The following is an 18,990-nucleotide window of genomic DNA, read 5'->3' on the forward strand; positions in this document are numbered from 1 at the left end:
CTAGTGCCTCAGCAGACTGGCGGCGTCGACGCTGGCGGAGCGTCTGGTCCGGAAGATCGTCATGATGATGGCCAGGCCGATGACGACCTCGCACGCCGCAACCACCATCGTGAAGAACGCGACCACCTGGCCGTCGAGTTGGCCGTGCATCCGCGAGAACGCGACGAAGGCCAGGTTGGCGGCGTTGAGCATCAACTCGACACACATGAACATGACGATCGCGTTGCGCCGCAACAGCACTCCCGCTGCGCCGATTGTGAACAGCAGCGCCGACAGATACAGATAGTTATCGGGGCTCATCGGTACCTCCCCGACCTGCGGGGCGCTCATCGGTATCTGTCGGCTCTTCGCGCAAGCGCTCATCGGTATCCGTCGGCACCGGGCGCAGCTGCAGGATCGCGCTCACCGACAATTCGGAACCCGACCCGTCCGGCAGCCGGGCGGGCACATCGACGGCGTTGTGCCGTGCGTACACCCCGGGGTTGGGCAGCGTGGTCGGATGACCGCCGGGTTCGAACCGTTCCGCGGCGAGTTCACGTTGGGTCTTGCGCCGGTCGAATCGTTCCCGGTGCGCCAGCAGCATCGCGCCCAGTGTGGCGGTGATCAGCAACGCGCCGGTCAACTCGAACGCCCACAGGTAGTCGATGAAGATCAGCGCCGCCAGGCCCTCGACGTTGCCGTAGGCATTGGCCTGCTCCAGGCCGGCGAAGCCGGCCACCGACACGGTTCCGATGCCGGCGATCAACAGGATTCCGAACCCGATGCCGACGACGACCGCCGCAACCCGTTGCCCGCGAATCGTTTCCACCAGTGACTGGGAGGAATCCACACCGATCAGCATCAACACGAACAGGAAGAGCATCATCACTGCGCCGGTGTAGACCACGATCTGCACCACTCCCAGGAACGGCGCATCCTGAGCGATGTAGAGAACAGCCAGCGCGATCATCGTGATCGCCAACGAGATCGCCGAATACACAGCCTTCGGTGCGGCCACCACGCCGAGGGCGCCGGCGACCGCCAGGACCGCGAAGACCCAGAACACGATCGTCTCGATCACGTGGCGTCCTCGGCGACCGGCCGGACATTGCCGCGGTAGTAGTCCTCGTCGGTGCAGCCGGGTTGCATCGGGTGCGGCGGTGCTTCCATCCCGGGTGCCAGTGGAGCCAGCAACTTGTCCTTGCCGTAGATCAGATCAGCACGGTTGTCGTCGGCCATCTCATAGTCATTGGTCATCGTCAACGCGCGGGTCGGGCAGGCCTCGATGCACAGACCGCACCCGATGCAGCGCAGGTAGTTGATCTGATACACCCGCCCGTAACGCTCCCCGGGGGAGAAGCGTTCGGATTCGGTGTTGTCCGCGCCCTCGACGAAGATCGCGTCGGCTGGGCAGGCCCAGGCGCACAATTCGCAGCCGATGCACTTCTCCAAACCGTCGGCGTACCGATTGAGTTGGTGACGGCCGTGGTAGCGCTTGGCCACCGGACCAGGTTTCTCCGGGTATTGCTCGGTCACCGGCTTCTTGAACATCGAGCCGAACGTGACGCCGAAACCGGCGACCGCGTCGAAGAACTTAGACATCTGCACGCTCCTTCGCCGGGATCGGCGGCACCGGGAAGCCGCCGTCGGGTACCTGCTGGGTCGGGGGTTCGGGGACGGGCCGCGGTGCTCTGGCGCGCAACGCCGCCCAGCCGATCAATGCCGCGACGATGGCCAGACCGATCAACGCGGTGATCCAGTCCCGGTCGTCGGGGCCGATGAGGCTGTGCACGAATGCGACCACCATGGTCCATGCCAGCGACACCGGGATCAGGATCTTCCACCCCAGCACCATGAACTGGTCGTAGCGCATCCGGGGGAGGGTGGCGCGCAACCACATGAAGAAGAACAGGAACAGCCACACCTTGGCGGTGAACCACAGCAGCGGCCACCAGCCACTGTTGGCACCGTCGATCATGCTGATCGGCCACGGCGCCTGCCATCCGCCCAGGAACAACGTGGTGGCCAACGCCGACACCGTGGTCATGTTCACGTACTCGGCGAGCATGAACATCGCGAATTTCAACGACGAGTACTCGGTATGGAACCCGCCGACAAGCTCACCCTCGGCCTCCGGCAGATCGAACGGTGCCCGGTTGGTCTCGCCGACCATCGAGGTCAGATAGACCAGGAACGAGGGCAGGAGCAACACGATGTACCAGGTCTGGTTCTGTGCGGCGACGATGCCCGACGTCGACATCGTCCCGGCGTAGATGAACACCGCGACGAACGACAGCGCCATGGCGATCTCGTAAGACACCACCTGCGCTGACGAACGCAGTCCGCCCAGCAGCGGATACACCGATCCGGAGGCCCAGCCGGCCAGCACGATGCCGTAGACGCCGATCGAGGTGACCGCCAGGATGTAGAGCACCGCCACGGGCAGATCGGTCAGCTGCAGTGCGGTGCGGTGGCCGAACACCGAGACCTCGCCGCCCAGCGGGATCACCGCGAACGCCATGAACGCCGGGATCACCGAGATGACCGGTGCAGCAAGGTAGATCCACTTGTCCACCCCGGCGGGGACCAGGCCCTCTTTGAGGGCCAGCTTGACTCCGTCGGCCAGCGATTGCAGAAGTCCGCGTGGGCCGACCCGGTTGGGTCCGAACCGTAACTGCATGCGCCCCAGGATCTTGCGTTCGAGCAGGATCGCCGAGAGCACCGTCAGGACCAGGAAGACGAAGATGCCCAGTGCCTTGGCCACGATCAGCCACCACGGGTCGTGACCGAACAGCGTCGGATCCGGGTAGGTCACACCCGGCTCCGTTCGATCGACACCACGGCCCCGGTCGTCACCCCGAGCTTTTGATGGACCTCACTGCCCGGCGAGTTCAACGGCAGCCACACCACACGGTGCTCCAGGTCGGCGACTTCCAGCGGCAGGGTGATCGAACCCCGATCGGTACCCACAGTCACCAGATCTCCGCCCTGCGCACCGATCTCGGCTGCGGTCGCCACGGACAGCCGGACCACCGGGGTGCGGGCGGTACCGGCCAGGTGGGGTTCGCCGTCCTGCAGCCGGCCTGCGTCGAGCAGCATGCGCCACCCGGCCAACACGGCCTGCCCCTCGGCCGGCGCTTGCGGCGGCGACTCGACCGCCGATACGGAAGGGCGATCACCCGACCACAGTCCGAGTCGGGCGCGCTCGTCGGCGGCGGCGGTGGCGGTCGTAATCGCCAGATCGATACCGATTTCGTCGGCGATGAAGTTCAGCACCCTGAGGTCGGTGACGGCGTTGGTGCGCAGCGATGGCTCGAAACGGCGGATCCGGCCCTCCCAGTTGACGAATGAGCCGGCCTTCTCCGCGACCGGAGCGACCGGGAACACCACGTCGGCCCGCTCGGTCACGGCGCTGTGGCGCAACTCCAGACTGACCACGAACGGGGTGCTGTCCAGCGCGGTCAGCACGGCGTCCGGGTCGGGCAGATCGGCCGGCTCGACCCCGCCGACCAACAGTGCCGCCAACGAGCCCGCACCGGCAGCGGCCAGGATTGCGGTCACATCCCGTCCCGAGGCGTCGGGCAGATCGTCGACATGCCAGGCGGCAGCGGTCTGTCGTCGTGCAGTGGGGTCCGCGACGGGTCGGCCGCCGGGCAGCATGTTCGGCAGCGCGCCGGCTTCGACTGCGCCCCGGTCTCCGGCGCGGCGCGGAATCCAGGCGATCCGTGCACCCGTGGACGCCGCCAGGCGTGCCGCGGCGGCCAGCGCTCCCGGTGATGTGGCGAGGCGCTCGCCGACCAGGATCACCGATCCGGGCATCGCCAGCAATTCCTCGGCCGCGAGTCCGTCGAGCGCCACTGCTTCGGCACCGGGTGCGGATCGGATCAGCCGTCCGTCGAGCTTTGCGAGGCTGCGGGAGAGCATCGCTGCCACCGAGATCACCCGCAAACCCCGCTTGCGGACTGCTTTGCGCAACCGCAGGTAGACGATCGGCGATTCCTCCTCCGGCTCCAGTCCCGCCAGCAGCACCGCGGGCGCGTTCTCCAGGTCGGAGTAGGTGACGTTCATCGGCCGGCCCGCGACGTGCGCGGCCAGGAACTCAGCTTCCTCAGCGCTGTGAGGTCTGGCCCGGAAATCGATGTCGTTGGTGCCCAGGACGATTCGTGCGAATTTGGAGTAGGCGTAGGCTTCTTCGACAGAGTTGCGGCCCCCGACGAGCACACCGGCGCTGCCACGTGCGGCAGCCAGAGCGGCGCCCGCGACGCCGAGGGCCTCCGACCAGGAGGCCGGTCGGAGGGCGCCGTCGGCGTCCCGGATCAGGGGGGTGGTGATCCGGTCACCGACCGTTGCGTAGGTGAAAGCCCAGCGGCCCTTGTCGCAGTTCCACTCCTCGTTGACCTCGGGGTCGTCTCCGGCGAGTCGTCGCAACACCCGGCCGCGCCGATGATCGGTCCGCTGTGCACAACCCGAAGCGCAGTGCTCGCAGACACTGGGACTGGAGACCAGGTCGAACGGTCTGGCCCGGAACCGGTAGGCGGTGCCCGTGAGAGCACCGACCGGGCAGATCTGCACCGTGTTGCCCGAGAAGTAGGACTGGAACGGCTCGCCCGGCGCAATGCCGACCTGTTGGCGCGCACCGCGTTCCATGAGATCGATGAAGCGATCCCCGGCGATCTGGTCCGAGAAACGGGTGCAGCGTGCGCACAGCACACAGCGTTCCCGGTCGAGCAGGACCTGTGCGGAGATGTTGATCGGCTTCGGGAACGTACGCTTGACGTCGTCGAACCGGGTCTCGGCCCGCCCGTTGGACATGGCCTGATTCTGCAGCGGGCATTCTCCGCCCTTGTCACAGACCGGGCAGTCGAGCGGATGGTTGATGAGCAGCAGCTCCATCACCCCGTGTTGCGCCTTGTCGGCGGCCTCGGAGGTGAACTGTGTTCGCACGACCATGTCGGGCGCAACCGTTGTGGTGCACGAGGCCAGGGGTTTGCGTTGACCCTCGACGTCGACCAGACACTGCCGGCACGCACCGACGGGGTCGAGCAGCGGGTGGTCGCAGAAGCGGGGAATCTGAACCCCCATCAGTTCGGCGGCGCGGATGACCAACGTGCCCTTGGGGACGGTGATCTCGTGGTCGTCGATGGTCAGCGTCACCATCTCCACCGGTGGCGCTTGGCGTTCGGGTTCGGCCAGCGTCATAGGCCCACTCCTTCCGGTGCGGCGAGCATCGATGCGTAAGGGTCGAAAGGACATCCCCCCGCCAGGTGGGCCTGGTACTCAGCGCGAAAATGCTTGAGAGAAGACATGATCGGACTGGCTGCGCCGTCACCCAGGGCGCAGAACGACTTGCCGAGGATGCTGTCGGAGATGTCGAGCAGCTTGTCGAGGTCGGCCTCGGTACCCGCGCCGGTCTCCAGGCGTTCGTAGATCTGCGCCAACCAGTACGTGCCCTCCCGGCACGGGGTGCACTTACCACACGACTCATGGGCATAGAACTGCGTCCAGCGACGGACCGCCCGTACCACGCACGTCGTGTCGTCGAAGATCTGCAGGGCCTTGGTGCCGAGCATCGATCCGGCCTGAGCCACGCCTTCGTAGTCGAGCGGCACGTCCAGATGCTCGTCGGTCAGCAGCGGGGTGGACGATCCGCCGGGGGTCCAGAACTTCAGGGTGTGGCCGGCGCGTACGCCGCCGGCGTAGTCCAGCAGCTCGCGCAGCGTGATGCCCAGCGGCGCCTCGTATTGACCCGGTGTGGTGACGTGGCCGGACAGCGAGTACAGGGTGAACCCGGGTGACTTCTCCGAGCCCATCGACCGGAACCAGTCGACACCGTTACGCAGGATCGGCGGGACGCTGGCGATCGATTCGACGTTGTTGACCACCGTCGGACACGCGTAAAGACCCGCGACGGCGGGGAACGGTGGACGCAGTCGGGGCTGTCCGCGCCTGCCCTCCAGCGAGTCGAGCAGAGCGGTTTCCTCACCGCAGATGTAGGCGCCCGCCCCGGCATGTACGACGAGCTCCAGATCGAAACCGGACCCGTGGATGTCGTAGCCGAGATGACCGGCGGTGTACGCCTCGGCGACCGCGGCGTGTAATCGCCGTAGCACCGGCACAACCTCACCGCGCAGATAGATGAACGCGTGGTGGGCCCGGATGGCGTAGGCCGCGATGATCGCTCCTTCCACCAGGAAGTGCGGCGCTGTCAGCATCAACGGGATGTCTTTGCACGTGCCGGGTTCGGATTCGTCGGCGTTGATCACCAGGTAGTGCGGCTTGGCTGCGGCGCCTTCGTCCCCCTGTGGGATGAAGGACCACTTCGTGCCGGTGGGAAAGCCGGCCCCGCCGCGACCGCGCAGACCGGAGTCCTTGACCGCGGTGATCACGTCGTCCGGGCTCATCGCCAGAGCACGCTCCAGCGCCTGGTATCCGCCGTGCCGTCGATACGTCTGCAGCGACCAAGGCTCGGGCTCGTCCCAGAATCGGCTCAGCACCGGGGTCAGCGGAGTCATCGCGAATCCGTCGCTTGCGGATCGGTCTCCGGAGTCGACCCGTCGGCCGGCACACTGGCCGACGGCGCCGGTGCCGGCTGGTCCCTGACTGCTTCGGTGGCTTCGGCCTGCTCTGACTCGGTGTCCCCGGTGGTCGAATCCGACGGGGTGCCTGCCGCCGGTGCCGACATGTCATGGTCGTGGGCGAATCGCAACCCGGCCAGGGTCGCGGCGCCGACCGGCCCGGCTGTGACGGCGTCCGTACCGGCAAGGCCGGCAAGAGTTCTCGCGGTTTCGCGGAACGTGCACAACGCTGCACTCCGTGACGGACGCGGTGGCGCCCCGGCGCGCAGCGCGTCGACGAGGTCGCGCGCCGACGACGGTGTCTGATTGTCGAAGAAGTCCCAGTTGACCATCACCACCGGCGCGTAATCGCAGGCGGCGTTGCACTCGACGTGTTCGAGGGTGACCTTGCCGTCGTCGGTGGTCTGGCCCGGGGCGATATCCAGGTGATTCTCCAGGGATTCCAGTATCGCGTCGCCGCCCATGATGGCGCACAGCGTGTTGGTGCAGACCCCGACCAGATAGTCCCCCGTCGGTGTACGCCGATACATCGAGTAAAACGTCGCCACCGCCGTCACCTCGGCGTCTGTCAGGCCCAATTGCTGTGCACAGAACCCGATTCCGGCCGGTGTCAGACAGGTGTCCTGTGACTGGACGAGATGCAGCAGCGGCAGCAGCGCAGATCTCGACTCCGGATACCGGCCGATGATCGTCGCCGCGTCGGCCGCCAGCCGATCACGGACATCGGCCGGGTATGCCGACGCGCCGTGGATCGGCGGTCCGGGTTCGTCGGGCCGCTGCCCGAGCTCAAGAAAGATGGTCACTATCTGCAGCCTTTGCTCTTCTTCGCGCCAGCGCTCATCAGTTGTTGTCTCTTCTTCGCGCCAGCGCTCATCAGTTGTTGTCTCTTCTTCGCGCCAGCGCTCATCAGCGGTTGTCTCTTCTTCGCGCCAGCGCTCATCAGCGGTCCACTCCGCCCATCACCGGGTCGATCGACGCCACCGCGGTGATCGCGTCGGCAACCATCCCGCCCTCACACATCGCCGCCACCGCTTGCAGATTCGTGAAGGAGGGATCGCGGTAGTGCACCCGGTAGGGCCGTGTCCCACCGTCGGAGACCATGTGCACCCCGAGCTCGCCGCGGGGCGACTCGACGGCCACGTACACCTGGCCCGCAGGGACGCGGATGCCTTCGGTCACCAACTTGAAATGGTGGATCAGACCTTCCATCGAATGCCCCATGATCTTGGCGATGTGCTCAGCGGAGTTGCCCAGTCCGTCCGGTCCGACCTTGAGGTCGGCAGGCCACGCCAGCTTCTTGTCGGTGATCATCACCGGTTCACCGGTCAGACGCTCGAGTCGTTCGACGCACTGTTCGACGATCTTGATCGACTCGCGCATCTCCTTCACCCTGATGAGATAGCGCCCGTACGAGTCGCACTGGTCGTCGGTGATGACGTCGAAGTCGTAGGTCTCATAGCCGCAATAGGGTTGAGATTTGCGAAGGTCGTGGGGGAGTCCGGTCGATCGCAGTATCGGACCGGTGATCCCCAGTGCCATACAGCCGGTCAGGTCGAGGTATCCGATCCCCCGGGTGCGCGCCTTCCAGATGACATTCTCGTTGAGCAAATTTTCCATATCGCGCAGGCGCGTCGGAAGCAGCGCGAGCAGGTCGCGGAGCTGGGGGAGTGCCTCGTCGGGCAGGTCGGCGGCCACGCCGCCCGGCCGAATGTAGGCGTTGTTCATCCGAAGTCCGGTGATCGTCTCGAACACCGACAGGATCAGTTCGCGTTCGCGGAAACCGAGGAACATCGCGGTCATCGCGCCGAGCTCCATACCGCCGGTGGCCAGGGCGACCAGATGGCTGGAGATCCGGTTGAGCTCCATCATCATCACCCGGATCACCGAGGCCCGCTCAGGGATGTCGGCAGTGACATCCAACAGCTTCTCCACCCCGAGGCAGTAAGCCGTCTCGTTGAAAAACGGTGACAGGTAGTCCATCCGGGTCACGAACGTCACGCCCTGCGTCCAGGTGCGGAACTCCAGATTCTTCTCGATGCCGGTGTGCAGATAGCCGATCCCGCACCGCGCTTCGACGATCGTCTCGCCCTCGATCTCAAGGATGAGCCGCAACACTCCGTGGGTCGACGGGTGTTGCGGACCCATGTTGACGACGATGCGCTCACCGGCGTTCTCGGCGGCATTGCGGCGAGCGGCCGTGACAACCTGATCCCAGTCCTGGCCGCCGACGACGACCACGCGATCGGGTGGACGCTGCGAGGTGGTCATCAGTTGTATGCCCTCCGCTCGTCGGGCGGAGGGATCTCGGCTCCGTGATACTCGACCGGGATCCCGCCCAACGGATAGTCCTTACGCTGCGGGTGGCCCACCCAGTCGTCAGGCATCTCGATGCGCGTCAACGCAGGATGGCCGTCGAAGATGAGACCGAAGAAGTCGTAGGTTTCCCGCTCGTGCCAGTCGGTGGTCGGATAGACGCGAAACAGCGAGGGAATGTGCGGATCGCTGTCGGGGGCGGCCACTTCGACGCGTACGCGACGGTTGTGCGTGATCGACATGAGCGGGTAGACGGCGTGCAGCTCCCGGCCCGCGTCACCCGGATAGTGCACACCGCTGACCCCCAGGCACAGTTCGAACCGCAGTGCAGGGTCGTCGCGCAACGCCTGAGCGACCGCGACGAGGCGATCGCGATGTACTTCGAGGGTCAGTTCGTCGCGGAAGACGATCACCCGCTCGATCGATTCGGCAAATGTGTCCTCACCCAGCGTCGCGGACAGTGCATCGACGATGTCGTCGAAATAGCCGCCGTAGGGGCGGGGCGAGCTGCCGGGCAGGGCAACCGGACGCACCAGCCTGCCGTAACCGGAGGTGTCACCGCTGCCCTCGGCGCCGAACATGCCGCGACGTATCCCGATCACCTCAGGACCCGGGTCCCCGGCGCCGCTGGACGCGCTCACCGGAGCAACCCCTTCAACTCGATGGTCGGCGGTATCGCCAGCGCGGCCGCCTCGGCTTCCCTGATCGCCTCCTCGCGATTCACGCCCAGTGGCATCTGCTGAATCTTGTCGTGCAGTTTGAGGATTGCGTGCAGCAGCATCTCGGGTCTCGGTGGGCAGCCGGGCAGATAGATATCCACCGGGACCACGTGGTCGACGCCCTGCACGACGGCGTAGTTGTTGAACATCCCGCCCGACGACGCGCACACTCCCATGGCCAGCACCCACTTCGGCTCGGCCATCTGGTCGTAGATCTGGCGAAGCACCGGCGCCATCTTCTGGCTGACCCGTCCGGCGACGATCATCAGATCGGCCTGCCGCGGCGTCGCCGAGAAACGTTCCATGCCGAACCGGGAGATGTCGAATCGCGGACCGGCGGTGGCCATCATCTCGATGGCGCAGCACGCCAACCCGAACGTTGCCGGCCACAGCGACCCCTTGCGCACGTAGCCGGCGACCTTCTCCACCGTGGACAGCAGGATCCCTCCGGGTAACCGCTCCTCTAATCCCATACCAGGCCTCCTCGACGCCACTCGTAGGCATATGCCACCGAGACGTTGAACAAGAACAGCGCCACCGCGATGACCCCGAACGTGCCCACACTGTCGAACGCGACCGCCCACGGGTACAGAAAGACGATCTCGATGTCGAAGATGATGAAGAGCATCGCCGTCAGGTAGTACTTGATCGGGAACCGCTGGCCGGTCGCCGCAGCGGCAGGGTTACCGGCATCCATCGGCTCGATGCCGCATTCGTAGGCCTCGAGCTTGGCGTGGTTGTACCGCCGCGGACCGATGAGCAGGGCGATTCCCACCGACCCGACAGCGAACACAGCGGCGATCGCACCAAGCACCAGGATCGGCGTGTACAAATTCATGCTGTGCAGCAGCTCCTCGGGGCTGTCGATGTGAGCTACCGCACAGCCTAGCCCGGTTTGGGATGCAAGCCACACATTTTGGTTAGTATCGCTAGTGGCGCCACCCGGCGATCTCTGCTTGCCTCGAACAGGCAAGTGCACCAGGCGGTTTCGTCACCGTCGCGTTATGCGACCGGGCGTAGCAGCGACACGACCGCGTCGCCCAGACGGATCGGGTCGATCGGGTGCGGCACGGCGGCCTCTGCGCGCGACCATCGAGCCAGCCAGGCGTCGTCCGGGCGGCCGGTCAGCACCAGCACCGGCGGACAGTCGTCGATCTCGTCCTTGAGCTGCTTGGCGATTCCCATCCCGCCCACCGGTGTGGCCTCGCCGTCGAGGATCACCAGATCGAAGCCACCCTCGTCCATCTTGCTGATCACCATCGGCCCGGTGGCGACGTCGACATAGCTCAGCTCGGGGAGCTCGGCATGGATTCGCCGCCCCAGCGCCAGACGGACCTGCTCCCTGGTCCTGGGGTTGTCGCTGTAGACCAGAACCTGCAGCGGTTCGGTCGTCCGCGCCGGGTCGGGAGGGGGTACAGCCATGAGCGCGATGGTAGCGGCGTGGCCAGGTGTGGTGCCTCAAGTCGCCGAAAATGATGACACCCAGGTGGGTCTGTCGCGCGAGGGGTCGCGCCCCGTGGTGAATACTGCTCGCGGAGCGAGGAACTGGCCGCCCCGGCTACTGCGACCCGTCGGTGAGTAAAGGTCGCAACTCAGCCGGGTCGAAATACTCGTCGATGCGGGTGATCAGGCCGTCCGGGCCGAATCGGACCACGATGCAGACCCGCGCCGCGATGGACACCCTGTGGGCAGTGGTGGCATGCAGAACATGCTGCTGGACGAAGCCGCCGTCGAACTGCCGACGGTCGAGGACCCGGTAGTGGCGCTCGGCCGTGGAAGCGATGAACCCGCTGATGATCTTGACCAGGCGTGCACGGTCGCTGTCGCGCGCATCGCCGGTCTTGTGCATCGTGACGTCGGGGTCGAATAACCCGACCACGGTCTCGAGGTCGCCGCGCTCGATCGCGTCGAACAATCGGTCGGCGACGTCCGTCGGAGTAGTCGACATCCATTGACCTCAACTGCAGTTCAGGTTGAACACTCGTGTGCATGAAGCTGACACCCACGATCTCCCGATTCGACGACTTCTACAAGAACCAGAGCCCGCCCTGGGTCATCGGTGAGCCGCAGCCGGCGATCGTCGCCCTGGAACGCGCCGGTCTTGTACGCGGCCGAGTGCTCGATGTCGGGTGCGGCACCGGCGAGCACACGATCATGCTCGCCCGGGCGGGATACGACGTCCTGGGTGTCGACGGGGCGCCGACCGCCGTCGGACAGGCCCGACGCAACGCGGCCGAGCGCGGCGTCGAAACCCGGTTCCAGGTGGCCGACGCGTTGGACCTCGGTGACTCGACGACGTACGACACCATCCTCGACAGCGCGCTGTTCCACATCTTCGACGACGGTGACCGAGTCAGGTACGTGGACAGCCTGCACAGCGCGACCAGGCCCGGATCGCTCGTGCACATCCTGGCACTGTCCGACGCAGGCCGCGGGCTGGGGCCCGAAGTCAGCGAAAGCACCATCCGTACCGCGTTCGCCTCGGGGTGGCAGCTCGAAGCGCTCGACACCACCACCTCCCGAGGCGTGGTCACCGAAGCTCAGACCGAAGCCCTGGGCGTCCCGGTCGGCACAGTCGTCGATGAACCGGCCTGGCTGGCGCGCATCCGGCGACTGTGACGACCCCCGCTGATCGGCGCTGCTGATCGAGGCCATCCGGACCCAGGTCACCGCTCGGGACCAGCTGCGTGGCGCTGATCTCAGGACTCATGAGCATCGGCATAACCCGGGTGGTCGATCGACAACCTGTGCCGGACCAACACCCGGAGGCACGCCATCAGCTCGTCGCCGCGATCGTCGAGCTCACCGTTGCGGACAGCCTGCGCCAGGGAGATTTCATCGGCAAATCCGAGACCGGCAAGCGCGTCACGAACCGGTCCGTCGCCCGCGTCCAGTAGCTCGCGTTCGACCGTACGCAGTACGTTGGCCGCGACGCGGGCATGGAACCCGACCTGACCTCCCACGGCGCGAACCTGGCCATCGAGGAAATCGGCGACGGCGGCGACGAGCTCTGCCGCGGTGGGGCGTCGGCTCATCGGTGTGGTCTGCTCTTCGCTGGCGCTCATCGGTGTGGTCTGCTCTTCGCTGGCGCTCATCGCGGCCCCCGTCCGGAAAGCAGGTCCAGCAAGTCCCACTCGGTTTCACTGACCCGCCTGCCGATTGCGGCGAGCTCCACCGACGGTGTCTCTCCGGACAGATGACGTTGCGCCTGGTGTCGGCAGATCACGCCCCATCTCACGGTCGCCACCGTCAACCACCAGCGAAAGACCTTCCGGTCCAGCGGCACACCGGATGCGGATTCGTAGGCCTGCAGAAACGCCTCGACGCTGCCGAGACCCCCGGCCCCGACCGATTCCGGGGCGCCGAATCGCCAGGCCCGGATGCAGAACCAGGCCAGATCCTCGTACACCTCGCCAATGTGGGTGAGCTCCCAGTCCAGCACCGCCGCCAGGCCGCTGTCTGCGACGATGAGGTTGCCCATCCGGAAATCGCCGTGCACCAACCCCAGCGGTGACGGATCGGGACGCTCATCGGCCAAGCGGCGGAACGTCCACTCGAATGTGGCTGTGGTGTCGCCGATCTCGTCCAGGCGCGCGCGCCAGGCACCCAGCTCGTCAGGCGTACTCAGTGCGATTCCGTCCGGATCGGCGCGGTGGATCGCGGCAAGAGCCGTCGCGCACTGGCCGAGCAGGCGGGATCGGCCGGCGTCGTCGAGGCCGCGGAAGATGCGCCGCACGATCGTCTCGCCCGAAACGGCCGCACAGATGAGGAACGGAACACCCACGGCCCCGGGAGAGTCATCGGCTGTCACGATGTGCGGCACCGGCGCGCCCGCCGCGGCAGCGCGCTGTTGCACCTGCGCCTCAAGCTGCATCCCGGCGTGGAGGGCGTCTCGCTCGCCGGTCCGCAGGATCAGCGACCGAGCGGCGGCACCGGTCCGGGCGGTGAACGACCACGTGGTCCGGCTCGCACCGCCGGTGAGTCGCTGAAGGTCCTCGACCTTCAGTTCGCCCAGCGACGGTCGAAGCACGTCCTCGAGGGCACGGGCCAGATCAGCGCTCATCGGTTTCGTCGGCTCTTCGCGCAAGCGCTCATCGGTTTCGTCGGCTCTTCGCGCAAGCGCTCATCGCGGCACTCGGCTCTTCGCGCAAGCGCTCATCGCGGCACTCGGCTCTTCGCGCAAGCGCTCATCGCGGCACTCGGCTCTTCGCGCAAGCGCTCATCGCGATCCGAACCCGAACAGGCGCTGCGCCACCCGGCGGATCTGAATCTCCTCGGCGCCCTCGGTGATCCGGTAGCGACGGTGATGCCGGTAGATGTGCTCGAACGGCTCGTGTCTGCTGTAGCCCACGCCGCCGAAGACCTGCATCGCACGGTCGGCCGCCTCACACACCAGGCGGTTGGCACGGTAGTTGGCCATCGACACCTTGTCCGACACCTCCATGTGATGGTTGCGGTCAAGTTCCGATGCGGCGTAACGCACCAACAGCCGCACCATCTGCGCTTCGGTCTGCAACTCCACCAGCGGCCACTGCACTGCCTGATGCGTCGAGAGCGGTTTGCCGAATACCTTCCTGTCGTTGGCGTAGGCGACGGCGCGGTCGATGCAGTACTGGGCAGCGCCCAGGCTGCTGGCTGCTTGCCGGATCCTGTTCTCGTGCAGAAAGGTCTGCCCGACCTCGAGCCCTCGATCGACCTCGCCGAGCACGGCGTGCGAGGGCACCCGCACGTCCTCCAGTAGCACCTCACCGTGATCGGTGGGCATGTTGAACGTCCACCAGTAGTAGGGCACCGAGAATCCCGGGGCGTCGGTGGGAACCAGGAACGCGGTGATACCCCGCGCCTGACCCGCCTCACCGGAGGTGCGGGCGAACACCAGATCATGCGTCGCACGGTGCACGCCGGTGTTGAACCGCTTGGCGCCGTTGATGATCCACTCGCCACCGGCCTGTACCGCGGAGGTCTCCAGCCAGGTGGCGTCCGAGCCGTGGTTGGGTTCGGTCAACCCGAATGCCATCGAGCGTTCACCGGTGATGAGTGCGTTGGTCCACTCCCGCTTCTGGTCCTCGGTGCCGAACCGGTCCATCATGATGACCTGCGGATAGTTGCCCACGATGGAGGACTCGTCCTGCAGGTCATTGTGCAGCCCGAGACCTTTGTGGGCCAGATGTTCCCGGATGACGGCCATGTCGATGTTGCTGCCGTCCCGACCGCCGAACTGCGACGGTAGACCGTATCGCAACCAGCCCGCCGCGTCCGCGCGTCTGCGCATTTCGTCGAGCAGCTCTTCCCATTCCCGTCGGGGGACGCCACCGTTGTCCCAGTCCGTGCGCGCATGTTCACGCCGGTGGTCGAAGTACTGGATGTGTTCACGCTCCAGCGGCTTGATCTCGGCCTCGATGAACGCATCCATCTCGGCGAGCAGTCCGGGAAGGTGATCGGGAAGGGTGAAGTCCACGGTTCTCCTTTGAACGTCGTTTGTGAACGTCGTTGTGGTCAATCTCCGTACAGAGTCTTCTTCCAGATCCGTGACAGCGTCGCGATCGCCGCCTCGTCGTCGAGATCGAAGCCGAGACCCGAGGAGCCGACGAACACGGTGGTGAAGTTCTCGAACAGCAGCGCGATCGCGGCTGCGGTGTGCCGGGGATCCAGCTCCCGTCCGTAGCCCTGTTCCTGCGCGCGGTAGACCGAGGCCGCCACGATCTCCATCCCGAAGCGCCGGAACTCGTTCTGCACCTCGGCGAAGCGTGGCTGCGTGGCCGCCAGTTGCGCCACCGCGATCATGATCCCGATGTTCTGTTTGAACATCGTCCAATACCCGGTCACCACCGTGGTGAAGAACGCGTCGTCGTCGGCCGATTCCGGAAGCTGCAGACTGAGGCCGGAGGGTGTGACCACATCGTGAAGGAAGGACTCGGCGAGCGCGGCCAGCAGATCTTCCTTGTCGGCGAAGTAGCGATAGAACACCGCCGGCGATCTGCCGGCCGCTGAGGTGATGTCGGTCAACGTAGTGCCGTGAAAACCGCGTTCGGCGAACAACTTCCGGGCTGCCTGCGCGATGGCTTCGCGGGTTTGACGGCCCTTGGCGCTCAGCGACCCCGGCGTCCCCGTCGGCACGCTGGGTTACCCCACGATCCGGTCGCCGGCCCGCAGCAGCGCGCTGGGCAACTCATGACCGACGGCGCGCTGCGCGACCGCAGCGGCAGAGATCGCCGCCTCCAGATTTATGTCGACGTGTATCCCGCTGTCACGCAACAGGTAGACCAGGTCCTCGGTGGCGATGTTGCCGCTGGCGCCGGGAGCGAACGGGCACCCGCCGAGGCCGCCCACCGATGCATCCAGCCGGGTGACGCCTGCGCTCACCGCGGCGTACGCGCTCGCCAGACCGGCGCCCCGGGTGTTGTGGAAGTGCGCCCCCAACGGGATATGGCCGATCCGAGGGCGCAGGAGGGCGATCAGTTCGCCCACCCGCCGCGGTGTCGTGGTGCCGATGGTGTCCGCGATCGCCAGCCGGTCCACTCCGGCGTCGGTGGCGGCGGCAGCGATGTCGAGGACCCGCTGTGGCGCGGTGGGCCCGTCGAAAGGACAGTCCCAGGCTGTCGCGATGATGACCTCCACCGATACGCCGCTGGCGCGGGCGATGGTGACGATATCGGGGATCTGTGCGGTCGCCTCTGCCGAGGACCGCCCCACATTGGCTCGGCTGTGGCCGTCGGCGGCCGACACCACGTACTCGATCGAGCGCAGCCCGGCAGCGATCGCGCGCTTGGCGCCGTTCGGGCTGGCCACCAGGGCCGAGAACTCGATGTCGCCGAAGTCGGGCAACTCGGCGGCGAGTTGGGCGGCGTCGGCCAGCGCGGGAACCTTCGACGGGGAGACGAAGGCCGTGGCCTCCATCTCCCTTACGCCGGTGGCCGCGATCGCGGCGAGCAGCTCGAGCTTGGCGGACAACGGAATCGGAGCCTCGATCTGCAGACCGTCACGCAGCGACACGTCGCGGATGTCGACGTGTCCGGGCACTGCGCTCACAGCACACCTCCTGCCCGCAGCCGCTCCAGCTCGGCCTCGGTCTTGCCGAGCAGATCATGGTAGATCTCGTGGTTGTGTTGGCCGGGTTTACCCGACCCGGCAAAACGGATGGTGCCCGGCGTCTCCGAGAGCACCGGAACCACGCCCGGCCCCTTGACGTTTCGTCCGATGCGCTCGTCCCAGTGGTCGGCGATCATGCCGCGCGACTGCAACTGGGGGTCCCGCACCACCTCGGCGACGGTGTTGATCGGCCCACTGATCACCCCGGCCTCTGACAGGGTGGTGATGATGTCGGCGGGCTGACGCTCTGCGGCCCACGCCGCGATGATCTTGTCCAGCTCATCCTGATTGCGTCCGCGCGCAACATGATCGGCGAATCGCTCATCGGTGGCCAGCTCCGGCTGGCCCATCGCCGCGCACAACCGCCGGAACACCGTGTCCTGGTTGGCGGCGATCACCACCCAGCTGCCGTCCGCTGTCGGGTAGATGTTCGACGGCGCGATGCCCTCAAGCCGGGTGCCAGAAGGCCCCCGCACCACGCCGCCGACATCGTAGTCGGGGATGGTGGACTCCTGCACCGCCAAACAGGACTCGGTCAATGCCGCGTCGACGACCTGACCGTCGCCGGTCACGGAGCGGCGGTACAGCGCGGCCAGCGCGCCCTGGGCGGCAAACATCCCGGCCAGGCTGTCGCCAAGCGACAACGCCAGCCGTGGGGGAGGGCCGCCGGGGAAGCCGTTCATGTGGCGCAGGCCGCTGGCCGCCTCGGCAACCGAGGCATAGCCGGCCTTGTGCGCGTCGGGCCCGGTCTGTCCGTAACCAGACACGCGCACCAGGATGATGCCGCGATTGCGTTCGCGGAGCACGTCATACCCGAGCCCCCACTTCTCCAGGGTGCCGGGCCGGAAATTCTCGACGATCACGTCGCTGTGCTCGACGAGATCGAGGAACAGGCCCCGGCCCTCGGGCACCCGCAGGTTCAGCGTGACCGCCTTCTTGTTCCGTGCGTGAACCGTCCAGAAGAAGTGGTGACCGTCGAGTTCGGCCTGGCCCCAGGTGCGCAACGGATCAGGGGCGCCGGGCGGCTCGATCTTGATGACCTCGGCGCCCATGTCGCCGAGGAGGCGCCCGGCGAACGGGCCCGAGATCAGCGTGCCGACCTCGATCACCCGGATGCCGTCGAGCGGACCGGTCGTCACCGGGTGCCCGCGAAGTCGTGGCGCCTGAGCCAGTCGGTGACGATGTCTACGGCTTGGCGGAGTTTGTCGCGCTGGTCCGGCCCGGCGTAGTAGTGGTTGGCTCCCGAGATCTCGTGCATCTCCTTATCTTGATACCCGACGGCCTCGAAGATGCGGCGGGTGTGGCTGGGCGTGCACGCGTCATCGGCGAGGTTGCCGATCACCAGCGCGGGCACCGCGATGTCGGGCCCGCACGTGACGGCGTCGCCGCGTGCGTCGTCGAAACTCCACTGGGACAGCCAGCTGCGCAACGTGCAGAATCGCGCCAAACCGACCGGGCTCATGTTCACCACCTGAGGATCGCCCAGATAGCAGGTTCCCGGAGTGCGTTCGTTCGGATCGACGGTGGGATCAAGCCAGCGCGGGTCGGCCATGGTTCCGTGCACGACGAACGCGAACTCGTCGTCAGGTCGGCCGGCGGCCTTGAGTCCGGCGAGCTTCTCCTTGACCCAGCTGGTGATCCGCCGGTTACGGGCAATCTGAGCCCGGCGGTAACGCTCCAAGAACTCCGGCGGGTAGGGCGGCTGGTTGGGGTTCTCGACGTTGTAGAGATCAAGTTCGGGGTCGCGCTTGCCCGGGTCGGATTCGTCGAGGACCGAGGCGTCCAGCCACTCGGTCAGGGTGCCATGCCTGCTGATGTGTGCAGCCAGCAGCATGATGCCGTCGGCCGGGATCAGGCCGAGTGCGGTGAGGTCGGGCCCGTCCCCCGACGGGCTGGAGGTCACCGTCGGACTCTGCGCCTGCTGCTGGTAGAACGCCGACAGTGAACCGCCGCCGCTCCACCCGGCCAGAACCACCTTCGAGTAGCCGAGCCGGTGTTTGGCGTCCTTGATGCACTCGCCGAGATCTTCGACGACCTTCTCCATCAGCAGCGCAGAGTCGGTGCCGCGGAATCTGCTGTTGCAGTAGATGACGTGATGGCCGGCGCGGGCTAGCGCATTGATCATCGGCAGATAGGCGCCCCCACCGATCGGGTGCATGAACACCAGCACGGTCTCGGAGGCCACGGTCTGAGGTCTGAGTAGGTAGCTCTCCAATACCACCAACTCGGCCACCCCGCCGTAGACGTCACGGACACCCGAATTGTTCTGGTAGGCAACCAGGTACGGAATACGGTCATACTCGTGCTTCGTCATC

Annotated in this window: 21 protein-coding genes; 1 reads left to right on the forward strand and 20 read right to left on the reverse strand. The window is 66.4% G+C overall.

Features of this window, described 5'->3' with window-relative positions; all coding sequences use genetic code 11:
• The 13 genes from nuoK to ACNUDN_RS09065 all read right to left on the reverse strand — a co-directional run bounded on the left by nuoK (window position 1) and on the right by ACNUDN_RS09065 (window position 11,534).
• On the reverse strand, window positions 1–300 hold the full coding sequence (nuoK, locus tag ACNUDN_RS09005) for an NADH-quinone oxidoreductase subunit NuoK (RefSeq protein ID WP_419121624.1): 300 nt from the start codon (window positions 298–300) through the stop codon (window positions 1–3).
• Window positions 287–1,060 (reverse strand): NADH-quinone oxidoreductase subunit J, encoded by a 774-nt coding sequence (locus ACNUDN_RS09010; RefSeq protein WP_419121625.1) that lies wholly within the window; start codon window positions 1,058–1,060, stop codon window positions 287–289. Before ACNUDN_RS09010 ends, nuoK begins: the two co-directional genes overlap by 14 nt.
• Window positions 1,057–1,581 (reverse strand): NADH-quinone oxidoreductase subunit NuoI, encoded by a 525-nt coding sequence (nuoI, locus tag ACNUDN_RS09015; protein WP_419121626.1) that lies wholly within the window; start codon window positions 1,579–1,581, stop codon window positions 1,057–1,059. Before nuoI ends, ACNUDN_RS09010 begins: the two co-directional genes overlap by 4 nt.
• The gene (gene nuoH / locus ACNUDN_RS09020) at window positions 1,574–2,794 is read right to left on the reverse strand and encodes an NADH-quinone oxidoreductase subunit NuoH (RefSeq protein WP_419121627.1); all 1,221 of its coding nucleotides are present in this window, start codon (window positions 2,792–2,794) and stop codon (window positions 1,574–1,576) included. The genes nuoI and nuoH overlap by 8 nt, the downstream gene beginning before the upstream one ends.
• A complete protein-coding gene (locus ACNUDN_RS09025) occupies window positions 2,791–5,178 on the reverse strand; it encodes an NADH-quinone oxidoreductase subunit G (protein ID WP_431959718.1) in 2,388 nt (795 codons plus the stop codon). Before ACNUDN_RS09025 ends, nuoH begins: the two co-directional genes overlap by 4 nt.
• Window positions 5,175–6,491, reverse strand: a complete 1,317-nt coding sequence (gene nuoF / locus ACNUDN_RS09030) for an NADH-quinone oxidoreductase subunit NuoF (protein ID WP_419121628.1) — start codon at window positions 6,489–6,491, stop codon at window positions 5,175–5,177. The genes ACNUDN_RS09025 and nuoF overlap by 4 nt, the downstream gene beginning before the upstream one ends.
• The gene (gene nuoE / locus ACNUDN_RS09035) at window positions 6,488–7,357 is read right to left on the reverse strand and encodes an NADH-quinone oxidoreductase subunit NuoE (protein ID WP_419121629.1); all 870 of its coding nucleotides are present in this window, start codon (window positions 7,355–7,357) and stop codon (window positions 6,488–6,490) included. The genes nuoF and nuoE overlap by 4 nt, the downstream gene beginning before the upstream one ends.
• 136 nt (window positions 7,358–7,493) lie before the next feature.
• Window positions 7,494–8,822 carry an NADH dehydrogenase (quinone) subunit D gene (gene nuoD / locus ACNUDN_RS09040; RefSeq protein WP_431959721.1) on the reverse strand — a complete coding sequence of 443 codons (1,329 nt, stop codon included), beginning with the start codon at window positions 8,820–8,822 and terminating at the stop codon, window positions 7,494–7,496.
• Window positions 8,822–9,508 (reverse strand): NADH-quinone oxidoreductase subunit C, encoded by a 687-nt coding sequence (locus ACNUDN_RS09045; RefSeq protein ID WP_419121630.1) that lies wholly within the window; start codon window positions 9,506–9,508, stop codon window positions 8,822–8,824. The genes nuoD and ACNUDN_RS09045 overlap by 1 nt, the downstream gene beginning before the upstream one ends.
• Complete coding sequence (locus tag ACNUDN_RS09050; protein ID WP_419121631.1) at window positions 9,505–10,059, reverse strand: NuoB/complex I 20 kDa subunit family protein; 555 nt, start codon at window positions 10,057–10,059, stop codon at window positions 9,505–9,507. Before ACNUDN_RS09050 ends, ACNUDN_RS09045 begins: the two co-directional genes overlap by 4 nt.
• Window positions 10,050–10,424 carry an NADH-quinone oxidoreductase subunit A gene (locus ACNUDN_RS09055; protein ID WP_419121632.1) on the reverse strand — a complete coding sequence of 125 codons (375 nt, stop codon included), beginning with the start codon at window positions 10,422–10,424 and terminating at the stop codon, window positions 10,050–10,052. Before ACNUDN_RS09055 ends, ACNUDN_RS09050 begins: the two co-directional genes overlap by 10 nt.
• Window positions 10,425–10,588: 164 nt before the next feature.
• Window positions 10,589–11,008, reverse strand: a complete 420-nt coding sequence (locus tag ACNUDN_RS09060) for an Rv3143 family two-component system response regulator (RefSeq protein WP_419121633.1) — start codon at window positions 11,006–11,008, stop codon at window positions 10,589–10,591.
• A gap of 136 nt (window positions 11,009–11,144) precedes the next feature.
• Window positions 11,145–11,534 carry a nuclear transport factor 2 family protein gene (locus tag ACNUDN_RS09065; protein ID WP_419121634.1) on the reverse strand — a complete coding sequence of 130 codons (390 nt, stop codon included), beginning with the start codon at window positions 11,532–11,534 and terminating at the stop codon, window positions 11,145–11,147.
• A 41-nt stretch (window positions 11,535–11,575) separates the two neighbouring features.
• Between ACNUDN_RS09065 and ACNUDN_RS09070 the strand changes: the two genes are divergently transcribed.
• Window positions 11,576–12,205 carry a class I SAM-dependent methyltransferase gene (locus tag ACNUDN_RS09070; protein WP_419121635.1) on the forward strand — a complete coding sequence of 210 codons (630 nt, stop codon included), beginning with the start codon at window positions 11,576–11,578 and terminating at the stop codon, window positions 12,203–12,205.
• Window positions 12,206–12,285: 80 nt separating this feature from the next.
• Here ACNUDN_RS09070 and ACNUDN_RS09075 read toward each other — a convergent pair whose 3' ends face one another.
• From ACNUDN_RS09075 to ACNUDN_RS09105, 7 genes are all read right to left on the reverse strand, one after another.
• A complete protein-coding gene (locus ACNUDN_RS09075; protein ID WP_419125078.1) occupies window positions 12,286–12,621 on the reverse strand; it encodes a DUF6285 domain-containing protein in 336 nt (111 codons plus the stop codon).
• A gap of 56 nt (window positions 12,622–12,677) precedes the next feature.
• Entirely contained in the window at window positions 12,678–13,649 is a 972-nt protein-coding gene (locus ACNUDN_RS09080) for a phosphotransferase family protein (RefSeq protein ID WP_419121636.1), read from the reverse strand.
• A gap of 156 nt (window positions 13,650–13,805) precedes the next feature.
• Window positions 13,806–15,044 carry an acyl-CoA dehydrogenase family protein gene (locus ACNUDN_RS09085; protein ID WP_419121637.1) on the reverse strand — a complete coding sequence of 413 codons (1,239 nt, stop codon included), beginning with the start codon at window positions 15,042–15,044 and terminating at the stop codon, window positions 13,806–13,808.
• A 38-nt stretch (window positions 15,045–15,082) separates the two neighbouring features.
• A complete protein-coding gene (locus ACNUDN_RS09090; RefSeq protein WP_419121638.1) occupies window positions 15,083–15,703 on the reverse strand; it encodes a TetR/AcrR family transcriptional regulator in 621 nt (206 codons plus the stop codon).
• Window positions 15,704–15,709: 6 nt separating this feature from the next.
• Entirely contained in the window at window positions 15,710–16,615 is a 906-nt protein-coding gene (locus tag ACNUDN_RS09095; RefSeq protein WP_419121639.1) for a hydroxymethylglutaryl-CoA lyase, read from the reverse strand.
• Entirely contained in the window at window positions 16,612–17,814 is a 1,203-nt protein-coding gene (locus tag ACNUDN_RS09100; protein ID WP_419121640.1) for a CaiB/BaiF CoA transferase family protein, read from the reverse strand. The genes ACNUDN_RS09095 and ACNUDN_RS09100 overlap by 4 nt, the downstream gene beginning before the upstream one ends.
• Window positions 17,811–18,989, reverse strand: a complete 1,179-nt coding sequence (locus tag ACNUDN_RS09105) for an alpha/beta hydrolase family protein (protein ID WP_419121641.1) — start codon at window positions 18,987–18,989, stop codon at window positions 17,811–17,813. The genes ACNUDN_RS09100 and ACNUDN_RS09105 overlap by 4 nt, the downstream gene beginning before the upstream one ends.
• Window position 18,990 lies beyond the last annotated feature (1 nt).

The organism is Mycobacterium sp. smrl_JER01 (assembly GCF_048513595.2).
Lineage (GTDB): Bacteria > Actinomycetota > Actinomycetes > Mycobacteriales > Mycobacteriaceae > Mycobacterium.

Bases quoted from the DNA above. Each gene is read 5' to 3' on its own strand.
- ACNUDN_RS09060 (WP_419121633.1), bottom strand. From the start codon at position 11,008: ATGGCTGTACCCCCTCCCGACCCGGCGCGGACGACCGAACCGCTGCAG.
- ACNUDN_RS09105 (WP_419121641.1), bottom strand. From the start codon at position 18,989: ATGACGAAGCACGAGTATGACCGTATTCCGTACCTGGTTGCCTACCAG.
- ACNUDN_RS09070 (WP_419121635.1), top strand. From the start codon at position 11,576: ATGAAGCTGACACCCACGATCTCCCGATTCGACGACTTCTACAAGAAC.
- ACNUDN_RS09050 (WP_419121631.1), bottom strand. From the start codon at position 10,059: ATGGGATTAGAGGAGCGGTTACCCGGAGGGATCCTGCTGTCCACGGTG.
- ACNUDN_RS09055 (WP_419121632.1), bottom strand. From the start codon at position 10,424: ATGAATTTGTACACGCCGATCCTGGTGCTTGGTGCGATCGCCGCTGTG.
- nuoF (WP_419121628.1), bottom strand. From the start codon at position 6,491: ATGACTCCGCTGACCCCGGTGCTGAGCCGATTCTGGGACGAGCCCGAG.
- ACNUDN_RS09065 (WP_419121634.1), bottom strand. From the start codon at position 11,534: ATGTCGACTACTCCGACGGACGTCGCCGACCGATTGTTCGACGCGATC.
- ACNUDN_RS09080 (WP_419121636.1), bottom strand. From the start codon at position 13,649: ATGAGCGCTGATCTGGCCCGTGCCCTCGAGGACGTGCTTCGACCGTCG.
- ACNUDN_RS09075 (WP_419125078.1), bottom strand. From the start codon at position 12,621: ATGAGCCGACGCCCCACCGCGGCAGAGCTCGTCGCCGCCGTCGCCGAT.
- nuoD (WP_431959721.1), bottom strand. From the start codon at position 8,822: ATGACCACCTCGCAGCGTCCACCCGATCGCGTGGTCGTCGTCGGCGGC.
- ACNUDN_RS09025 (WP_431959718.1), bottom strand. From the start codon at position 5,178: ATGACGCTGGCCGAACCCGAACGCCAAGCGCCACCGGTGGAGATGGTG.
- nuoI (WP_419121626.1), bottom strand. From the start codon at position 1,581: ATGTCTAAGTTCTTCGACGCGGTCGCCGGTTTCGGCGTCACGTTCGGC.
- nuoK (WP_419121624.1), bottom strand. From the start codon at position 300: ATGAGCCCCGATAACTATCTGTATCTGTCGGCGCTGCTGTTCACAATC.